Annotated in this window: 12 protein-coding genes; 6 read left to right on the top strand and 6 right to left on the bottom strand. The window is 65.3% G+C overall.

What is annotated here, in order from left to right:
• Positions 1–5 precede the first annotated feature (5 nt).
• Genes AB5Y47_RS11105 through AB5Y47_RS11095 form a run of 3 tightly spaced genes read left to right on the top strand, consistent with a single transcriptional unit; the run spans position 6 to position 4,883 of the window.
• Complete coding sequence (locus AB5Y47_RS11105) at positions 6–1,076, top strand: SpoIIE family protein phosphatase (protein ID WP_368220236.1); 1,071 nt, start codon at positions 6–8, stop codon at positions 1,074–1,076.
• Positions 1,077–3,743: a response regulator gene (locus AB5Y47_RS11100; RefSeq protein WP_368220235.1), complete on the top strand. Its 2,667-nt coding sequence runs from the start codon at positions 1,077–1,079 to the stop codon at positions 3,741–3,743. It abuts the gene before it with no gap.
• A gap of 9 nt (positions 3,744–3,752) precedes the next feature.
• Positions 3,753–4,883 carry an HD-GYP domain-containing protein gene (locus tag AB5Y47_RS11095; RefSeq protein WP_043154351.1) on the top strand — a complete coding sequence of 377 codons (1,131 nt, stop codon included), beginning with the start codon at positions 3,753–3,755 and terminating at the stop codon, positions 4,881–4,883.
• Here AB5Y47_RS11095 and AB5Y47_RS11090 read toward each other — a convergent pair.
• Positions 4,880–5,554 (bottom strand): ATP-binding domain-containing protein, encoded by a 675-nt coding sequence (locus AB5Y47_RS11090; protein ID WP_045522934.1) that lies wholly within the window; start codon positions 5,552–5,554, stop codon positions 4,880–4,882. The two genes, AB5Y47_RS11095 and AB5Y47_RS11090, sit on opposite strands and share 4 nt — an antisense overlap.
• A 154-nt stretch (positions 5,555–5,708) precedes the next feature.
• Between AB5Y47_RS11090 and AB5Y47_RS11085 the strand changes: the two genes are divergently transcribed.
• The 3 genes from AB5Y47_RS11085 to AB5Y47_RS11075 all read left to right on the top strand — a co-directional run bounded on the left by AB5Y47_RS11085 (position 5,709) and on the right by AB5Y47_RS11075 (position 8,220).
• A complete protein-coding gene (locus tag AB5Y47_RS11085; protein ID WP_039040437.1) occupies positions 5,709–7,025 on the top strand; it encodes an MFS transporter in 1,317 nt (438 codons plus the stop codon).
• 109 nt (positions 7,026–7,134) lie between these two features.
• Positions 7,135–7,857, top strand: coding sequence for a MarC family NAAT transporter (locus AB5Y47_RS11080; protein WP_143238170.1), 723 nt, complete (start codon positions 7,135–7,137; stop codon positions 7,855–7,857).
• A gap of 159 nt (positions 7,858–8,016) precedes the next feature.
• Positions 8,017–8,220: a hypothetical protein gene (locus AB5Y47_RS11075; RefSeq protein ID WP_041212219.1), complete on the top strand. Its 204-nt coding sequence runs from the start codon at positions 8,017–8,019 to the stop codon at positions 8,218–8,220.
• Positions 8,221–8,323: 103 nt separating this feature from the next.
• Here AB5Y47_RS11075 and tldD read toward each other — a convergent pair whose 3' ends face one another.
• From tldD to AB5Y47_RS11050, 5 genes are all read right to left on the bottom strand, one after another.
• Positions 8,324–9,772, bottom strand: a complete 1,449-nt coding sequence (gene tldD / locus AB5Y47_RS11070) for a metalloprotease TldD (RefSeq protein WP_041212218.1) — start codon at positions 9,770–9,772, stop codon at positions 8,324–8,326.
• A 57-nt stretch (positions 9,773–9,829) separates the two neighbouring features.
• Complete coding sequence (locus AB5Y47_RS11065; protein WP_043154366.1) at positions 9,830–10,636, bottom strand: carbon-nitrogen hydrolase family protein; 807 nt, start codon at positions 10,634–10,636, stop codon at positions 9,830–9,832.
• A gap of 118 nt (positions 10,637–10,754) precedes the next feature.
• A complete protein-coding gene (locus tag AB5Y47_RS11060) occupies positions 10,755–14,654 on the bottom strand; it encodes a YhdP family protein (RefSeq protein WP_368220234.1) in 3,900 nt (1,299 codons plus the stop codon).
• Positions 14,655–16,124 (bottom strand): ribonuclease G, encoded by a 1,470-nt coding sequence (gene rng, locus AB5Y47_RS11055; protein WP_010672637.1) that lies wholly within the window; start codon positions 16,122–16,124, stop codon positions 14,655–14,657. It abuts the gene before it with no gap.
• 79 nt (positions 16,125–16,203) lie between these two features.
• Positions 16,204–16,791, bottom strand: a complete 588-nt coding sequence (locus AB5Y47_RS11050; RefSeq protein ID WP_010672636.1) for a nucleoside triphosphate pyrophosphatase — start codon at positions 16,789–16,791, stop codon at positions 16,204–16,206.
• Positions 16,792–16,816 lie beyond the last annotated feature (25 nt).

Here is a 16,816-nt window from a genome sequence, read left to right as displayed (position 1 = left end):
GCATCATGCAGTTGGAACAGAGCCTTCAAGAAGCCAGCTACCCGCTGCGCCACGACATCGACCTGCACCTGATGGTGATGGCGGTACGCCGCCTCCCCTTCATCGCCAACCTGTCCGAGGTGGACCGCGCCATGCTCTCCACCGTGGTCTCCGAGCTTGGCAGCAACATTCTGAAATACGCCGAGCGGGGAGAGATCACCCTCACCCTCCACCATCCCAGCGGGCGTCCCTGCATCGACATCGTCGCCCGCGATCAGGGCCCCGGCATTGGGGATGTGCATCAGGCCATGCAGGATCACTACAGCACCTCGGGCACCCTGGGGCTAGGCCTGCCCGGCGTGCGCCGCATGATGTCGGAACTCACCATCAGCACCCCGCCGGAAGGGGGAACTCTGGTGCAGGCCCGCAAGTGGCTGGGCGCGGCCCCTCTGGTATCCAGGCCAATCCCCCCCCTCGCCTGTGCCGGCCAGCTGCACGCCGGCCTGCAACTGGCATGGGCCAGCGAGAACCGCCCCTGCTATCCGGAACGGGTCTCCGGTGATCTGGCCTTCATCCGGCCGGGGCCGGAGGGGGTATCGCTGATCCTGATCGACGTGAGCGGCCACGGCGCCTCGGCCAACAAGCTGGTACAGGTGCTGGAGGCGGCGCTGCAGCAAACCCGCGAGCAGGAACCGGCCCGCCTGTTGCAACTGCTGCACCAACACTGCATCGGTACCCGGGGCGCCGCCGCCGGCGTGGCCCTGGTCAACGGCGAACGGGGTGAGCTGAGCTATGCCGGCATCGGCAATACCCGCATCTGCCTGCGCGGCCACGAGCCTTGGCGCGGCATCTCCCGCGACGGGGTGCTGGGAGAGCGCTTCCCCACCCCCTTGCTGCAGCGCCAGCCACTCGTCGCGGGGGACGTGGTGATGCTCTATTCGGACGGTATCAGCGAATCCCTCAACCTGCGCGACGGTACACTGGATCTGGCCGCCGAGCCCGCCCAGCTGGCACGCCAGGTGATCGCCCACAGTGGCCGCAGCACCGACGATGCCAGCTGCATCGTGCTGCGCGTGCTGGCAGGAAAGGAGGACTAGATGCGGCAACTGATCGGCGAAACCCTGCTGTCAGGCCCGGCGGCGGCACTCACCGCCCGGCGCAAGGTGATCCAGGTACTCACCTGCCTCGACGGAACTCCCACCTTCGTGGCACCGCTGGCGGGCGCCACCTCCGAGCTGGTACGCCAGCTGGTGGCAAACGCTGAGCCGCTGCAACTGCAGTTGTGGCTGGAGCCTAGCACACAGGAGTTGTGGCTCTCGCTCTCGGCTGACGCCCCCATCCCCCCCGAGCCGGACGGCCGCCAATCATGTGGCATCCGATTGGTCGCGCACGCGGACAACGCCATCGCCCTGGTCTACCGCCTGCCCCGCGGGCCCGATGAACTGCTGCTGCAACAGATGCAGCAGCAGTTCGCAGAACCGACCCGGGACGAGCTGTTTGCGGTGATGCAGGCCAAGAACCAGGAGCTGGAAGTGGCCTATGAGCTGGCGGAGGGCGCAACCCGGGCCAAGAGCGATTTTCTCGCCAACATGAGCCACGAGATCCGCACCCCCATGAACGCCATCCTCGGCATGTCCCATCTCGCCCTGCAGACCCGGCTCGATCCGCAGCAGTTCGACTATGTCAGCAAGATCCAGCGTTCGGCCCAGCATCTGCTCGGCATCATCAACGACATCCTCGACTTCTCCAAGATCGAGGCCGGCAAGCTGGATCTGGAGCGGATCGAATTCGATCTCGACCATGTACTGGAGAATCTGGCCACCCTGGTGGGTGAAAAGGCGGAAGCCAAGGGCATAGAGCTGCTGTTCGAGGTCGATCACCAGCTCGACACCCTGCTCTATGGCGATCCCCTTCGCCTCGGCCAGATCCTGATCAACTACGCCAACAACGCCGTCAAGTTCACCGAGCAGGGGGAGATCCTGGTCAAGGTCAGCTGCCTGGAGAAACAACCCCAGGAGGTGTTGCTGCACTGCTCGGTACAGGACACCGGGATCGGCATGAGCCAGGAGCAGCAGCAGCGGCTGTTCCAGTCATTCCAGCAGGCGGACAGCTCCACCACCCGCAAGTATGGCGGCACCGGCCTCGGCCTCGCCATCTCCCGCAAACTGGCGGAGCTGATGGGCGGCGAGGTGGGGGTACAGAGCGAACCAGGCCAGGGCAGCACCTTCTGGTTTACCGCCCGACTCGGTAGGGGCAGGCGCAGATCCCGCTATCTGCCGAGCCTGGATCTGCGCGGGCGCCGCATGCTGGTGGCCGACGACAGTGCCAGCGCCCGCACCATCATGGCCGCCCTGCTGCGCAGCATGAGCTTTGTGGTGGACACCGCCGAGTCGGGCCAGCAGGCACTGCAGATGATCGCCGGCGCCGAGCAGGAGGGACAGCCTTACGAAGTGGTATTGCTGGACTGGCACATGCCGGGGCTGGATGGCATCGAGACCGGTCGCCGCCTCATCGCCCGCGGCATGGGCCCGCGTCCCTATCGGGTCATGGTGACCGGCTACGGACGGGAAGAGGTCTTTCGCCAGGCCGATGCCGCCGGCTTTGATCGGGTGCTGGTCAAGCCCGTATGCGCCTCCGTGCTGTTCGATACCGTCATCGGCCTGTTTGGCCAGCAAACCAGTTCACTCACCTTCAAACCACCGCAGGTGGCCCATCGCTACCGCTTCGACGGACTCAGGATCCTGCTGGCGGAAGACAACGAGCTCAATCAGCAAGTCGCGCTGGAGCTGCTGCGGGCGGTCGGTGCCGATGTCAGCATCGCCGGCAATGGTGCCATCGCGCTGGAGATGGTGGCCCAGACCCACTACGACCTGATCCTGATGGACATGCAGATGCCGGTGATGGATGGCCTGGCCGCCACCCGGCTGTTGCGCGAGCGGGAAGACATCGGGCAACACACCCCGATCCTGGCGATGACGGCCAACGTCATGGCCGGTGACCGCGAACGCTGCCTCGCTGCCGGGATGGACGATCACATTGCCAAGCCCATCGACCCCGACAGGCTGTATGCGGCCCTGCAGCGCTGGGCAACCTCCTTCAGCCGCGAGGTCAACAGCACGCTCACTGCCTCACACGCATCACCCGCCACCGCCTTGCTGCCACAGCTGCAGGCGATCGGGCTCAACGCCGAGCCAGCCCTGCAACGATTGATGCATAACTGGGAGTGGTATCGGGATCTGCTGCAACGTTTCGCCCGCCAGGGGAGTCAGCCGATGGAAACCCTGCTGGCCGCCCTGCAGGCGAATGACCGGGAAGAAGCGCATCGACAGGCCCATACCCTCAAGGGCATAGCCGCAACGCTGGGGGCCGGGTCGCTGCAGGATGTCTCGGCCCGGCTGGAGAGCGCCCTCGCCCGGGGAGACGATGCCACCAGCCTGCTGCCGCTGGCCGAGCTGGGGCTGCAACAGCAGCAGCAACTGGCCGCCAGCCTGCTGACACTGCTGCCGGCCCCTGCCACCCCCGGCTTGCCGGAGGCTACCCCCGCCGAGCTGGCCCCCCTGCTGCACCAGCTGACCGAGCTGCTGCTGGAAGACGATGCGGAAGCCTTCATCCTGTTCCAGCGCAATCAGGCCAGGCTCGCTCCCCTGCTGGGCGAGGCAGCACCGGCCATGCACGATGCCATGACCCGTTTTCGCTTCGCCGATGCCCTGGCATATCTGCAACAAGTCCGGGCCCTCAGACCCGATCTGTTCAACCAAGAGTGAGGCGCCATCATGCTCAACTTGCTGGATCCCGATACCAAACCCACCCTGCTGGTGGTCGATGACACACCGGAGAACCTCTCCCTGCTCAGCGCCCTGCTCAGCCCCCACTACCGGGTCAAGGTCGCCATCAGCGGCCAGCGGGCACTGGAGATCCTCTCGGCCGGCACCCGGGTGGATCTGATCCTGCTCGACGTGGTGATGCCCCAGATGGACGGCTATCAGGTGATGCAGGCGCTGCAGGAGATGCCGCAGGTGCGGGAGATCCCGGTGATCTTCCTGACCGCCAAGGTGGAGGAGAGTGCGGAGGCGCACGGCCTGGCGCTGGGAGCCGTCGACTACATCCACAAGCCGATCACCCCCGCCATCGTGCTGGCCCGGGTCAGAAACCACCTGGAGCTGAAAGCGGCGCGGGATCTGCTGCACGACCAGAACGCCTTTCTGGAGCAGGAGGTGGAGCGGCGCACCCGGGAGAACGAACTGATCCAGAACATCACCATCCACTCCCTCGCCTCTCTTGCCGAAACCCGCGACAACGAGACCGGCAACCATATCCTGCGCACCCAGCACTATGTGCGGCTGCTGGCGGAGACCCTCTGCGAGCATGCCCGCTTTCGTGCAGAGCTGACCCCCAAGACCATCGATCTGCTGTTCAAATCGGCCCCGCTGCACGACATCGGCAAGGTCGGCGTGCCAGACCGGATCCTGCTCAAGCCTGGCAAGCTGGATGCGGACGAGTTTGCCCAGATGAAGCACCACTCCATTCTCGGCAAGGAGGCCATCGTCCATGCCGAGGAGGCGCTGGGGGTAGAGGTGGAATTTCTGCGACTGGCCAAGGAGATCGCCTGCTACCACCACGAAAAGTGGGACGGCACCGGCTATCCCTATGGCCTGCACGGTGACGAGATCCCGCTCTCGGCCCGCTTGATGGCGCTGGCCGACGTGTACGACGCCCTCATCAGCAAGCGCTGCTACAAGGCTGCCATGTCCCACCAGGAGGTGGTGCCGATCATACTGGCGGGACGAGGCAATCACTTCGACCCCGACATCACGGACGCCTTTGCCCGTATCCACCAGCAGTTCCACGAGATCGCCCTGCGTTACAACGACGACAAGGGCGAGCGGGAGTCCAATCGCGACTAGGCGGTGGCGGGCAGCAGATCGGTAAAGACGAAGCCGTCCCGCAGCACCGTCTCCCCCACCCGGATGGGCAAGGGATGCAGGAACATGGGGCCGTCCCAGGCCAGGGTGTGGAACTCCCCGTTCTCGCCGCAGGGATCCACCCCGGCGGGCAGGGCAGCCAGCAAGGCCGGGCCGAATTCATGACCACCTAACCCGGCGTCCAGCTTGCCCGGATCCAGGGTACAGACCCTGGCCTTGAGCCCGGCGTCGATCATCGCCTGCGCCAGCTCGGTCGTGTCGCTGCCCCAGAGCGGGAAGAGCGGCGTGATGCCGGTCCCCGCCAGTTGCCGCTCCCGATAGGCGCGCACATCCTCAAGAAAGAGATCCCCGAACGCCATGTGGTAAATGTCCTTGGCCTGCACATCGGCGATGAAGCCCGTCATGATGCGCCCATACTCCTCGTTGCTGCAGGGCCAGGGCAGGTCGATGGTGGTCAGCGGCAAGCCCACACACTCAGCCTGTGCCAGCAGCAACTGCTTGCGCACCCCGTGCATGGCCACCCGTTCGAACGCCTGGTTGAGGGTGGTGAACAGCCCCACCACCTCGATGGCCGGATCCTGGCGCAGGCGATGCAAGGCCCAGGCGCTGTCTTTTCCGCTGCTCCAGGAGAGCAGTACCTTTTTCTTCGTCATGATCTCTCCAGCTACTTGCCGCACCGTGCTGCAAGACAGTGTTGCGAATTGTGCGATTTACATTGCGGGACACAAAAGCATACCCTCGTGGGTGAGCGTATCCCCGCAGCACACCGGGGAGAATAACTAAAAAAACGATGGGAAACATAAGGATATGAGTAAAGTCAGCACATCGCACGACCACGGTCGCCCCCTCAATCGACAGGATTACAAAACCCTGAGCCTGGCGGCGCTGGGCGGCGCCCTCGAATTCTACGACTTCATCATCTTCGTCTTCTTCGCCGTGGTCATCGGCGAGCTCTTCTTCCCGGCCGACATTCCCGAGTGGCTGCGCCAGTTCCAGACCTTCGGCATCTTCGCCGCCGGCTACCTGGCTCGTCCCCTGGGGGGCATCATCATGGCCCACTTTGGCGATCTCATCGGCCGCAAGCGGATGTTCACCCTCAGCATCATCCTGATGGCCTTGCCGACCTTGCTGATCGGCCTGCTGCCCACCTACGCCGTGCTCGGCATCGCCGCCCCCCTGCTGTTGCTGCTGCTGCGGATCCTGCAAGGGGCCGCCATCGGCGGGGAGGTCCCCGGTGCCTGGGTCTTCGTGGCCGAACACGTGCCCGCCCGCCGGGTCGGTGTCGCCTGCGGCACCCTCACCGCGGGGCTGACCGCCGGCATCCTGCTCGGCTCCCTGGTGGCGACCGCCATCAACCGTGGCATGAGCCCGGGCGATGTGAGCGACTGGGGCTGGCGTCTGGCCTTCGTGCTCGGCGGCGTGTTCGGCATCGTCGCCATGTACCTGCGCCGCTGGCTGCACGAGACTCCGGTCTTCGCAGAGATGCAGGCCAACAAGTCCCTGGCCGAGGAGCTGCCCCTCAAGACGGTGCTGCGTGAACACAAGGGCAGCGTCGTCGTCTCCATGCTGCTGACCTGGCTGCTCTCCGCCGGCATAGTGGTGGTGATCCTGATGACCCCGACCTATCTGCAGAAGGTGCACGGCATCAGCCCGGCCGATGCCCTGACCGCCAACTCCCTGGCCATCGTCGCCCTCACCCTGGGCTGCATCGTCTATGGTCGCCTGATCGATGCCATCGGCAGCGGCCCTACCTTCATCCTGGGCTCCCTGCTGCTGGCCGGCGCCACTTATACCTTCTACCACAGCCTGGCAGCCGGCACGGATCAGCTGGTGCCCCTCTACATGCTGGCTGGCTTTGCGGTGGGGATCGTCGGCGCCGTGCCCTACGTCATGGTCAATGCCTTCCCGCCGGTGGTGCGCTTCTCCGGGCTGTCGTTCTCCTACAACGTGGCCTACGCCATCTTCGGTGGCCTCACCCCCATGCTGGTCACCCTCTGGATGAAGGAGGACGTGCTGGCCCCCTCCCACTATGTGGTCAGCCTGGCCGCCCTCGGTTTCGTGCTCGGCATCTGGCTCTGGCTGCGCCAGCGCGGCCAACGCCAGGCCACCCCGCAGGCCGCCTGATCCTTCCCAAGCAAGCCCCGCACTGTCGGGGCTTGTTCTTTGCGGATATCATCGACCAGGTGGCGACCCGCCCGCTCACCCCAATCCGTCCACCTGCCCGAGGTCCACTATGTTCTTCCAGGTCATCTTTCTCGCCTTGCTGGCCCTGCTGCCCATGGTCAACCCGCCCACCACGGCCACCCTGCTGCTGGGACTGAGCAAGGGCATGTCCCGCGAGCACATTCGCCGCCAGATCAACATGGCCGCCCTTTATCTGTTCGCCACCCTGTGCGTCAGCTTCTTCATCGGATCCTCCATCCTGGATCTGTTCGGGATCTCCATTCCCGGCCTGCGCCTGGCCGGTGGCCTCATCATCGCCTTCATCGGCTTTCGCATGCTGTTCCCCTCGCCAAACCAGTCTGCCGGGGTCGAGGCCAACCAGAATATCGCCTTCGTGCCCCTGACCATGCCCAGCATGTGCGGACCCGGCACCATGGCGCTGGTGATCAGCGGCGCGGCCCAGATCGCCGAGCTGCCGGCCGAGACCGATCGCGTCGTCATCTATGCCGCCATGGTCACCGCCTTCGCCCTGATGAGCCTGATCAGCTGGGGTGTGCTCAAGCTGGCAGATCCCGTGTGCAAGATCCTGGGTGCCACCGGCATCGACGCCATGACACGCATCATGGGTTTCCTGCTGGTGTGCATGGGTATGCAGTTCTGCATCAACGGCGTCAAGGAGGTGGCGCAGGATCCCGTCTTCCATGGTCAGGTGATGGAACAACCCGCTGCCGCCTTGCCGTCCCATGCCGGATCCACCGCCCTCGATCATCTCGCCGTGCCGCGCCAGCCCTGATTGAAAACGGTGTCATTTTTCGTGCAAATCCCTCCTGATCTTGCGCCTGATCATATTGCCTTCATCTTGATGGGGTAGTCTGGTTTTTGTACAGGCAGGGTTCAGAAGGTTGCCGCTAGCGTGGCATGTGCTGAGCCCATTACTTGAGGAGATATGCAAATGGAAAAGATGCTGACCGAGATTGGAAGCTACAGCCTGTTTCATGAGTATCTGAATGTGGTCGGTGCCGCCAGCCCCGCGCTGACCCGGATCAAGACAGGATGGGAGTTCAAGCGAAAGGATCGCCTGCTCGCCCAGATAAGGGTGGATGACCACGGCCACGCCCGCTTCTTCATCGACGCCCGCGCCATTTCGGTCAACTGACCCGACCCCTTTCCCAGCCCCGGCGCCTGCCGGGGCTTTTTATTGCTTGCGCGTTCCAATAAAAACCCCGGCGCCGGGCCGGGGTTTACAAAGGTGTGTGACCTTACTGGGTGCCGCCCACGGTGAGCTGATCCAGCTTGAGGGTGGGCTGGCCGACGCCGACCGGCACGCTCTGCCCCTCCTTGCCGCAGACCCCGACCCCGCGATCCAGCGCGAGATCACGGCCCACCATGGAAACCTGGCTCATCGCCTCGGGGCCGTTGCCGATCAGAGTCGCCCCCTTGATGGGCGCGGTGATCCTGCCATCCTCGATGAGGTAGGCCTCGGAGGCGGAGAAGACGAACTTGCCGGAGGTGATGTCCACCTGGCCGCCACCGAAGTTGGGGGCGTAAATGCCCTTCTTCACCGAGGCGATGATCTCCGCCGGATCATACTGACCCGCCAGCATGTAGGTGTTGGTCATGCGCGGCATCGGCAGGGCGGCGTAGGATTCACGGCGGCCATTGCCGGTGAGCGGCACGCCCATCAGACGGGCGTTCTGCTTGTCCTGCAGGTAACCCTTGAGAATGCCGTTCTCGATCAGCACGTTGTAGCCCCCCGGCGTCCCCTCGTCGTCGATGGAGACGGAGCCGCGCCGACCCGGCAGGGTGCCGTCATCGACGATGGTGCAGTGTTTGGAAGCCACCTGCTCGCCGATGCGCCCGGCAAAGGCGGAGGAGCCCTTGCGGTTGAAGTCCCCTTCCAGACCGTGACCCACCGCCTCGTGCAGCAGCACACCGGGCCAGCCGGCACCGAGCACCACCGGCATGGTGCCGGCCGGGGCGTCGATGGCCTCCAGGTTGACCAGGGCCTGGCGCACCGCTTCGCGCACATAGCCAAACGCCCGGCTCTCGAGCCCGTCCAGCTCGAGGAAATGGTCGTAACCGAAGCGGCCACCGCCCCCCGCGCTGCCGCGCTCACGGCGATCCCCCTTCTCGGCGATGACGGTCACAGACAGCCGCACCAGGGGGCGCACGTCAGCGGCCAGGGTGCCATCGGTGGCGGCCACCAGGATCTCTTCATAGACCCCGCTGATGGAGGCCATCACCTGATTGATGGCGGGATCCAGACTTCTGGCGAACTTGTCCATCTGCTCCAGCAGGGCAATTTTCTGCTGCTTGTCGAGGGTCTGCAGGGGATCCAGCGCCGGGTAGAGCAGGTTTGCTTCGGTGCGAGCCCATGCTTTTACCTTGCCCTGCGCACCGGCGGCGGCGATGCCGCGAGCGGCAGTCACCGACTGTTGCAGCGCCAGCAGGCTCAGCTCGTCCGAGTAGGCGAAACCGGTCTTCTCGCCGCTGACGGCGCGCACCCCCACCCCCTGATCGATGTTGTAGCTGCCATCCTTGACGATGCCGTCCTCCAGCATCCAGGACTCGTGCCAGCTGCGCTGGAAATAGAGGTCGCCGAACTCCACCTGATGGCTCATCAGGCTGCCGAGCAGCTGTTGCAGCCGCCCTTCGTCGAGATCGTTCGGGGCCAACAGGGAGGCACTAACCTGGCTCAATAGACTCAAATCTTTCTCTCCACTCTCATGCGAGATGTCGTAACGGTTAAATCCACGGCCGCGGGCTCACAGCAGGCGGGCGTGTTGCAGCACCGGCATGGTGCGTTTCAATTCATCGACCAGGGCCCCATCCAGCGGCGCCAGCACAGTGCCCTGCCCCGACGCCCGACAGGCCAGCACCCGGCCCCAGGGGTCGATCACCATGCTGTGGCCCCAGGTCTGACGCCCTGTCTCGTGGGTGCCCCCCTGGTTGGCGGCCACCACGTAGCACTGGTTCTCGATGGCACGGGCCCGCAGCAGGGGCTCCCAGTGCGCCTCGCCGGTGACGGCGGTAAAGGCGGCAGGCACCAGCAGCACCCGGGCACCGGCCCGGGCCAACTGGCGGTACAGCTCGGGAAAGCGCAGATCATAACAGATAGAAAGGCCGAGGGGACCAAAGGGGGAGTCCACCAACACAGGCTGATCACCCGGGCTGAAGGTCTCCGACTCCCGGTAGCGGCCGTGATTGTCCGCCACGTCCACGTCGAACAGGTGGATCTTGTGGTAGTGCCCCTTGAGCTCGCCGTCGGGATCGAACACCAGGGTACTGGTGTGGATGTGGTCGGCACCGGCGATGGCGGTGGGCATGGCCCCGGCCACCAGCCAGATGCCGTGGGATTTGGCCCAATCAGAGAGTTGCTGCTGGATTGGGCCATTTCCCAATGGCTCTGCCCCGTCCAGATACCCCTGCCGCTCGCCAAAGAGGGCGAAGTTTTCCGGCAGCAGCACCAGCAAGGGGCGCTCCCCGGGCAGACTCGCCAGCTCGGCGGCGATCCGCTCCCGGTTATCCTGCCAGGTACGACCCGAAATCAACTGCATGGCGGCTAGCCACATGACGCGCTCCTTCTGTTGGGCGAGCCGGTGACACAAGGCCTTCTCGGCTCGCGGGGCAATATCCGCACTATGAGGGGTTTGGCGGCCGGGGGAAAGTCCCCCAGCCCGGTGTATGCCCTCAACGCTGACCCGAGCCCTGATGCTTGGGATCGAGCAGGAAGGGGGTGACCTCCTTGGCGGGCAGGCCGGGCGCCACCGCATCCACCGCATCCTTCTGGTGCTGGTTGAGCTTGATGCGGGCGCGATCCCGCCCCGCCTCCACCAGCCTGGGGGCGTCCAGCGGGCCGGAGACCCGAAAATCGATGCGGGTCACCACGTCCACCACAGGCTCCAGCAGCTTGGAGAGGGCCAGCACATAGAGCCCGGTGATGGGGGTCAGGGAGAAGGCCGCCACCACCGGCAGGGTGCCGCCCAGGTTGGGGGAGAAGCTCAGATCAAAGTCGAGCCGCCAGCGCACCAGATCCGCGATGCCCTTGCCCCGCAGGTTGCCCGCGGCGCCCTTCATGTAGAAGTCGTTGTTCTCCACCACCCCCTGATTGACCTTGGCGGAGGCGGACATGGACTCGAAATAGAAGCCCTTGTCGAACACATCGCGAAAATCGAGGCGCAGCTTGCGCATCAGGGAGTCGAGGCTCAGCAGGGAGAGCAGCCGGGCCCCCTTGTCGTTGACCTCCCGCAGGGTGCCTCCCTCCAGCTGGTAGTCGGCACTGCCCGCCAGAGTCGGCAGGCTCAGGCGGTAGGGCACGTCACGCCAGTTCAGATCCAGCGCCAGCTTGCCCGGGGCATCCCCGATGGGCGAGGTGTAGCCGAGCCGCTTGAGCAGCAGCTCGCTGTTGCGGGTCTCGAGGTTCACCCTGGCACGGGTCTGCATCTGGCTGCCACGGGCCAGCCACTCGGCGCTGCCGCGCAGGGTGCTGCCCGCCAGGCGCATCTCCAGTCCCTTGAGATCCAGCCGGTTGGCCCCGGGCAGCAGCTCCCCCTTCACCTCACCCAGGGGCAGCTCGCCGAAGCGGCAATCCACGCAACTGAAGGTGAGCCAGGGAATGGCATTCATGATGGCCCTGTCCTGGCGCTCATCGGGATCCGGGCTGAGATCGGTCCCCTTGCCGGACCAGTAGATGCGGGCAAACTTGGCATCGATGGGGCGCCCATCGGCCACCGGCACCCGCACCACCCCCATCACGTCGGGGCTGTCGATCATCACCTCGGTGGCCTGGTTCACCGGCCCCAGGGTGAAGTGCACCGCCTTGAGGCTGGCACTGCCGATGTCGGCACGGGCCAGCTGGCCATCTACCCACCACTCCTGGGGCAAGAAAGAGGGGCCCACCACCGCATTGTCACTCGGCGCCGAACCGGCCGGCAGCCACTGCTTGAGACGAGCCAGCCAGCCGGCCACGTCCGCCTGCTGCTGGTTGATGGCGAGCAGCATGGGCTTGTCCTGCATCACCCGCGCCCCGGGCTGGCCGATGTTGACCCGCACCCGGCTGAGGTAGGGGACGCCGTCGCCGTACACCAGGCGGCTCTGCATGTCGATGTCCGCCCCCAGCACGGCGCGGATGTCGGCGCTGCCATCCCGCCCACGGGCCGTCACCTTGAGGGGCAGCCGGGTACCCGCCGCCTTGGTCAGGGGCACGGGCAGATCCAGCCCCATGCCCTGCAGGTTGGAGTCCAGCGCCAGCTGGAAGCTGAACGCCTTGTTCTCGGGCAGGGTCAGCCCCAGGGTACCGGACCAGTTGCTGCGCCCCTGGAGCATCTCGAGGGCCGGTATGTCCCGGCGCTGGCGGCGGCTGTCCCACTGCCCCTGGAACTTGAGGTCGGCCTGATAGCCGTGGGGCAGTTGCCGCCCCTGATAATCCAGGGTCAGCGGCTGGTTCCACAGGCTGGCCTTGAGGTTGTGAATGCGCGTCTGCTCGTTGTCATACTCGAGCGTCCCTGCGACCCCGTCGAGGGGCAGATCCAGGGAGGCGATCCTCACCTTGTTGTCCTTGAAGCTGGCTTCCCCGCTGGCCTTGACCTCCCCCTCGCCATCCAGCGGTATGTCGAGCTTCACCGTACCCTTCATGGGGCCGCGGATCTCCACCTCCCGCAGCGCCTGACCGACGGATCCCCCCAGCGGCGAGTCCTGCAAATAGTCGCTGATGGCCTTGCCCTCGCCCTCAACCTTGGCATCCACGTAGAGGTGGGCCCCCGGATAGAGGTCCGGGATCCAGGCGTGCACCGAGTCGGAGCTGGCCTTGCCGAGCTGGGTGGCGCGGCTGTTCATGTCGAGGCTGGCGTTCTGGAACAGCAGATCGATCTGCAGGTCGGTCAGCGGCTGCCAGCCCGGGAAAAACTCGTAGGTGGCCTGTTGCAGCGGCACCGCCACCTGGAAGACGCCCTTGCCGTTGTCGTAGGGGAAGTCACGGAATTCGCCGTACCAGAGCAGGTCGGCCCCCTTGGCCTTGCCCCCCTTGATGGCGCCGCTCAGGTAGCTCACCAGCCCCTCATCCATCACCGCCAGGGGGTAGTAGCGATCCGCATGGGCCGCGTTCTTGACGTCGATGCGCCCGGTCAGGGCGAGGAAGGGGTGCTCGAACAGCTCGAGGCGAAAGCGGCTGGCGAGGCGCAGATCCGGGTTGTCCAGGGCAATGTCCTGGCCATAGAGCACCCAGCCTTGCGGCGCCCGCCACCAGTCGAGGGCCGCACTCAGGCTGTCCACCGGGATGGGTTCCTTGAAGTGGCGGGCCGGATCCACCTTGCCCTTGCCCAGGGTCAGGCGGGCACGCCCCCCGTTCGGGGTCAGCCAGAAGTCACCGTCCAGCTTTTGCAGACCGGGCACATCATGCCAGGCCCGGGTCCCGAAGCCGCGCAGTTGCCCCTGCACAGAGAGCCCCTGCCAGTCCCCGTCGGCCTGCAGGACCAGCTCCTGCAACTGGCCCCTTGGCCGGGTGCGCTTGAGGGTCTCGGTCAGCGCGGGATAGAGGCCGGAGACCAACTGGCTCAAGTTGGCAATCTGGTCGAGATCGATGGCGGGCACATAGCCCTGGATGCGCGAGCCGATGCGCTCGAGCTGCAGGCGGCTGTGCAGCCAGGTGGCGCCATCGAGCTTGAAGATGACGTCGTGGCTGGCGAGCTGCCACGCCTCGCCGTCCCGGCGCAGCTGGATCTTGCCCCCCTGCAGGTCGAGGCGGTGCGGCTCTCCCTTGATCTCGTCCTTCCAGATCAGGTGGTTGTTGCCAAAGGCCAGCAGGGAGTTGCCGAGCCTGCCCTTCTCGAACTCGCTCCACAGCTGGAAGTCGAGCTGGCCGCTCACCGGCGGCGCGCCGGCGTGGATCCGGGCCAGCATGGGTCTGATGTCCAGCTCGCTGGCCCCCAGATAGAGCTGGCCCTTGAGGCGGTCGAGCCGCACCTCGGGGGCATCCACATCGATGATGAGGTCCAGGGTGCTCTCTCCCACCCCGTTGATGAGATAGGCCTTGCCGACCCCCTGATGCCGCTTGCCGCGGTTCTGCCAGCGCAACTGGGCGATGTCGAGGGCGCGCACCTCCCCCAGTGCCGTGGTGAGGCTCAGGCGAGTGTCGTGAATGTCGAAGGTGGAGAGCTGGGTCAGCAGGAAGCGCAGCAGGGCCTCCTGCTGGTTCGCGCTCTTCCCGCTGACGGGGGTGGCGGGCTGGGTCATGTCCAGCGCGATGTTGCCGTCGCTCAGGATCAACTGGCCAAACACCGGTCTGAGTTCGTTGAGGGAGCGCCAGAAGTCGAGGTGGGCCCACACCTTGCCAAGGCGCAGGGAGAAACGCCCCGAATCGGGGGCGATGGCCAGTCCTTCCAGCCCGATGGCCGGGCCGCGGGGAGTCCACTCCAGCCCGACGTGATCCACGCTCACCTCGAGCTGACTCTCTCCGAGCAGGGTCCCTATCACGGCCGCCCGGTGCTGGTTGAGCAAAGGGCCGCCCAGTCGTACCACGCTGACCAGAACGGCCAGCAGCACGAAGAAGACTCCGAGGGCCAACCAGCCCCGACTCAGCCAGCGATAGACCAATTACATCATCACCACATCGAACTGTTCCTGCCCACAGAGCGGCTCGGAGACCACCCTGACCTGCTTGCCGATGAAGACTTCCAGCTCCGCCAGACTGTGGGACTCCTCCCCCCGCAGGTAATCGGCCACCGAGGGGGCCGCATAGACGGTGAACTGATCCGCGTCGTAGGCGCGGTTGACCCGGATGATCTCCCGCAGGATCTCGAAGCAGACCGACTCCACCGTCTTGACCCGGCCGCGCCCCTTGCACTCGGGGCACTCGGCGCAGAGCACGTGCTCCAGGCTCTCCCGGGTGCGCTTGCGGGTCATCTCCACCAGCCCGAGCTGGGAGAAACCGTTGACGTTGGTCTTGGCCCTGTCCTTGGCCAGCGCCAGCTCCAGGCTGTGCAGCACCCGACGACGGTGATCCTCGGACTGCATGTCGATGAAGTCGATGATGATGATGCCGCCGAGGTTGCGCAGGCGCAGGTGACGGGCGATGGCGGCGGTGGCCTCGACGTTGGTGTTGAAGATGGTCTCTTCCAGATTGCGATGGCCGACGAAGGCCCCGGTGTTGATGTCCACCGTGGTCATGGCTTCGGTCTGGTCGATGATGAGATAGCCGCCGGATTTGAGCTCCACCTTGCGCTCCAGGGCCCGCTGGATCTCGTTCTCCACGTCGTAGAGATCGAAGATCGGCGACTCGCCGGTGTAGTACTCCAGCTTGTTGGCAAGCTCGGGCACGTACTCCTCGGTGAAGCGCTTGAGCTGATCGAAGCTCTGGCGCGAGTCGACCCGGATCTTGTCGAGCTCGGCACCGACGAAGTCACGCACCACCCTGAACGCCAGGCTGGGATCCTCGTAGAGGATCTTGCAGGGGGGGTACTTCTGCTTGCGCTCGAGGATCTTGCGCCACAGGCGCTTCAAGAAGGCGGCGTCCTGCTCCAGCTCCTGCTCCCCCACCCCTTCGGCGGCGGTGCGGATGATGTAGCCGCCCAGTTCGTCCACATAGCCGGCCACGGTGCGCTTGAGGCGCTCGCGCTCCGCCTCGGATTCGATGCGCTGGGAGACCCCCACGTGGGCACTGCCCGGCATGAAGACCAGATAACGGGATGGCAGGGTGATGTCGGTGGTGAGGCGGGCTCCCTTGGTACCGAGCGGGTCTTTGACCACCTGTACCATGATGTCCTGCCCCTGGCGCACCAGTTCGGCGATGTTGCCGGCCTGGAACTGCTCCTTCTCCTTGATCGCCACGCACTCGGTATGGGGGACGATGTCGGAGGCGTGCAGAAAGGCGGCCTTGTCCATGCCGATGTCGACGAAGGCGGCCTGCATGCCGGGCAGCACGCGGCTGATCTTGCCCTTGTAGATGTTGCCCACGATGCCGCGCTTGGCCTGACGCTCCACATGCACTTCCTGCAGCAGACCGTTCTCGACCAGGGCGACCCGGGTTTCGGAGGGGGTGACGTTTACCAGCAGTTCTACCGACATAAGTTACCTTGCCTTTCTAGTTTTGAATTCTGGCACGACGAACAACGGGTAACTCAGCAGCGCACTGCTGACGAGAGGATTACCGGGTCTGCTCGAGGTGCTGCTTGATCAACAGGTCCGTCTCCAGCAGGGGCAGGCCGACCACGGCACTGTAGCTCCCCTCGAGGCGACTGACGAATTTGCCGGCAATGCCCTGGATAGCATAGGCGCCCGCCTTGTCGCACGGCTCGCCGGTGCGCCAGTAGGCTTCGATCTCGGCCTCGTCCAGCTTGCGAAACGCCACGTTGGTGGTGACCAGTCGCACATCGCACCGCTCCGGGGTGGCCAGGGCCACCGCCGTCATCACCTGGTGTACCCGCCCGGAGAGGGCTTCCAGCATGTCCTTGGCGTCCAGCAGGTCGGAGGGTTTCTCCAGCACCCGCTCCCCCAGCACCACTATGGTGTCGGCCCCCAGCACAGGCAGCGCCGTGGGCGCCGCGGCCACACCGGCCATCGCCTTGTCGCGGGCCAGCCGGCAGACGTAATCCTGGGGCTTCTCACCGTCGTTGCGCAGCTCCGGCACATCCAGCTTGAGGACCTCGAAACGGTAGCCCAGGCGGGTCAGAAGCTCGTGCCGGCGGGGGGAGCCCGAGGCGAGATAGAGTTGCAGTTCGTTGTGCTTGTTCATACTTCACTCAATGAGACGATGCGCA

Source organism: Aeromonas sp. R7-2, assembly GCF_040908105.1.
Lineage (GTDB): Bacteria > Pseudomonadota > Gammaproteobacteria > Enterobacterales > Aeromonadaceae > Aeromonas > Aeromonas caviae.
This window is presented reverse-complemented; position numbering and strand designations above follow the sequence as displayed.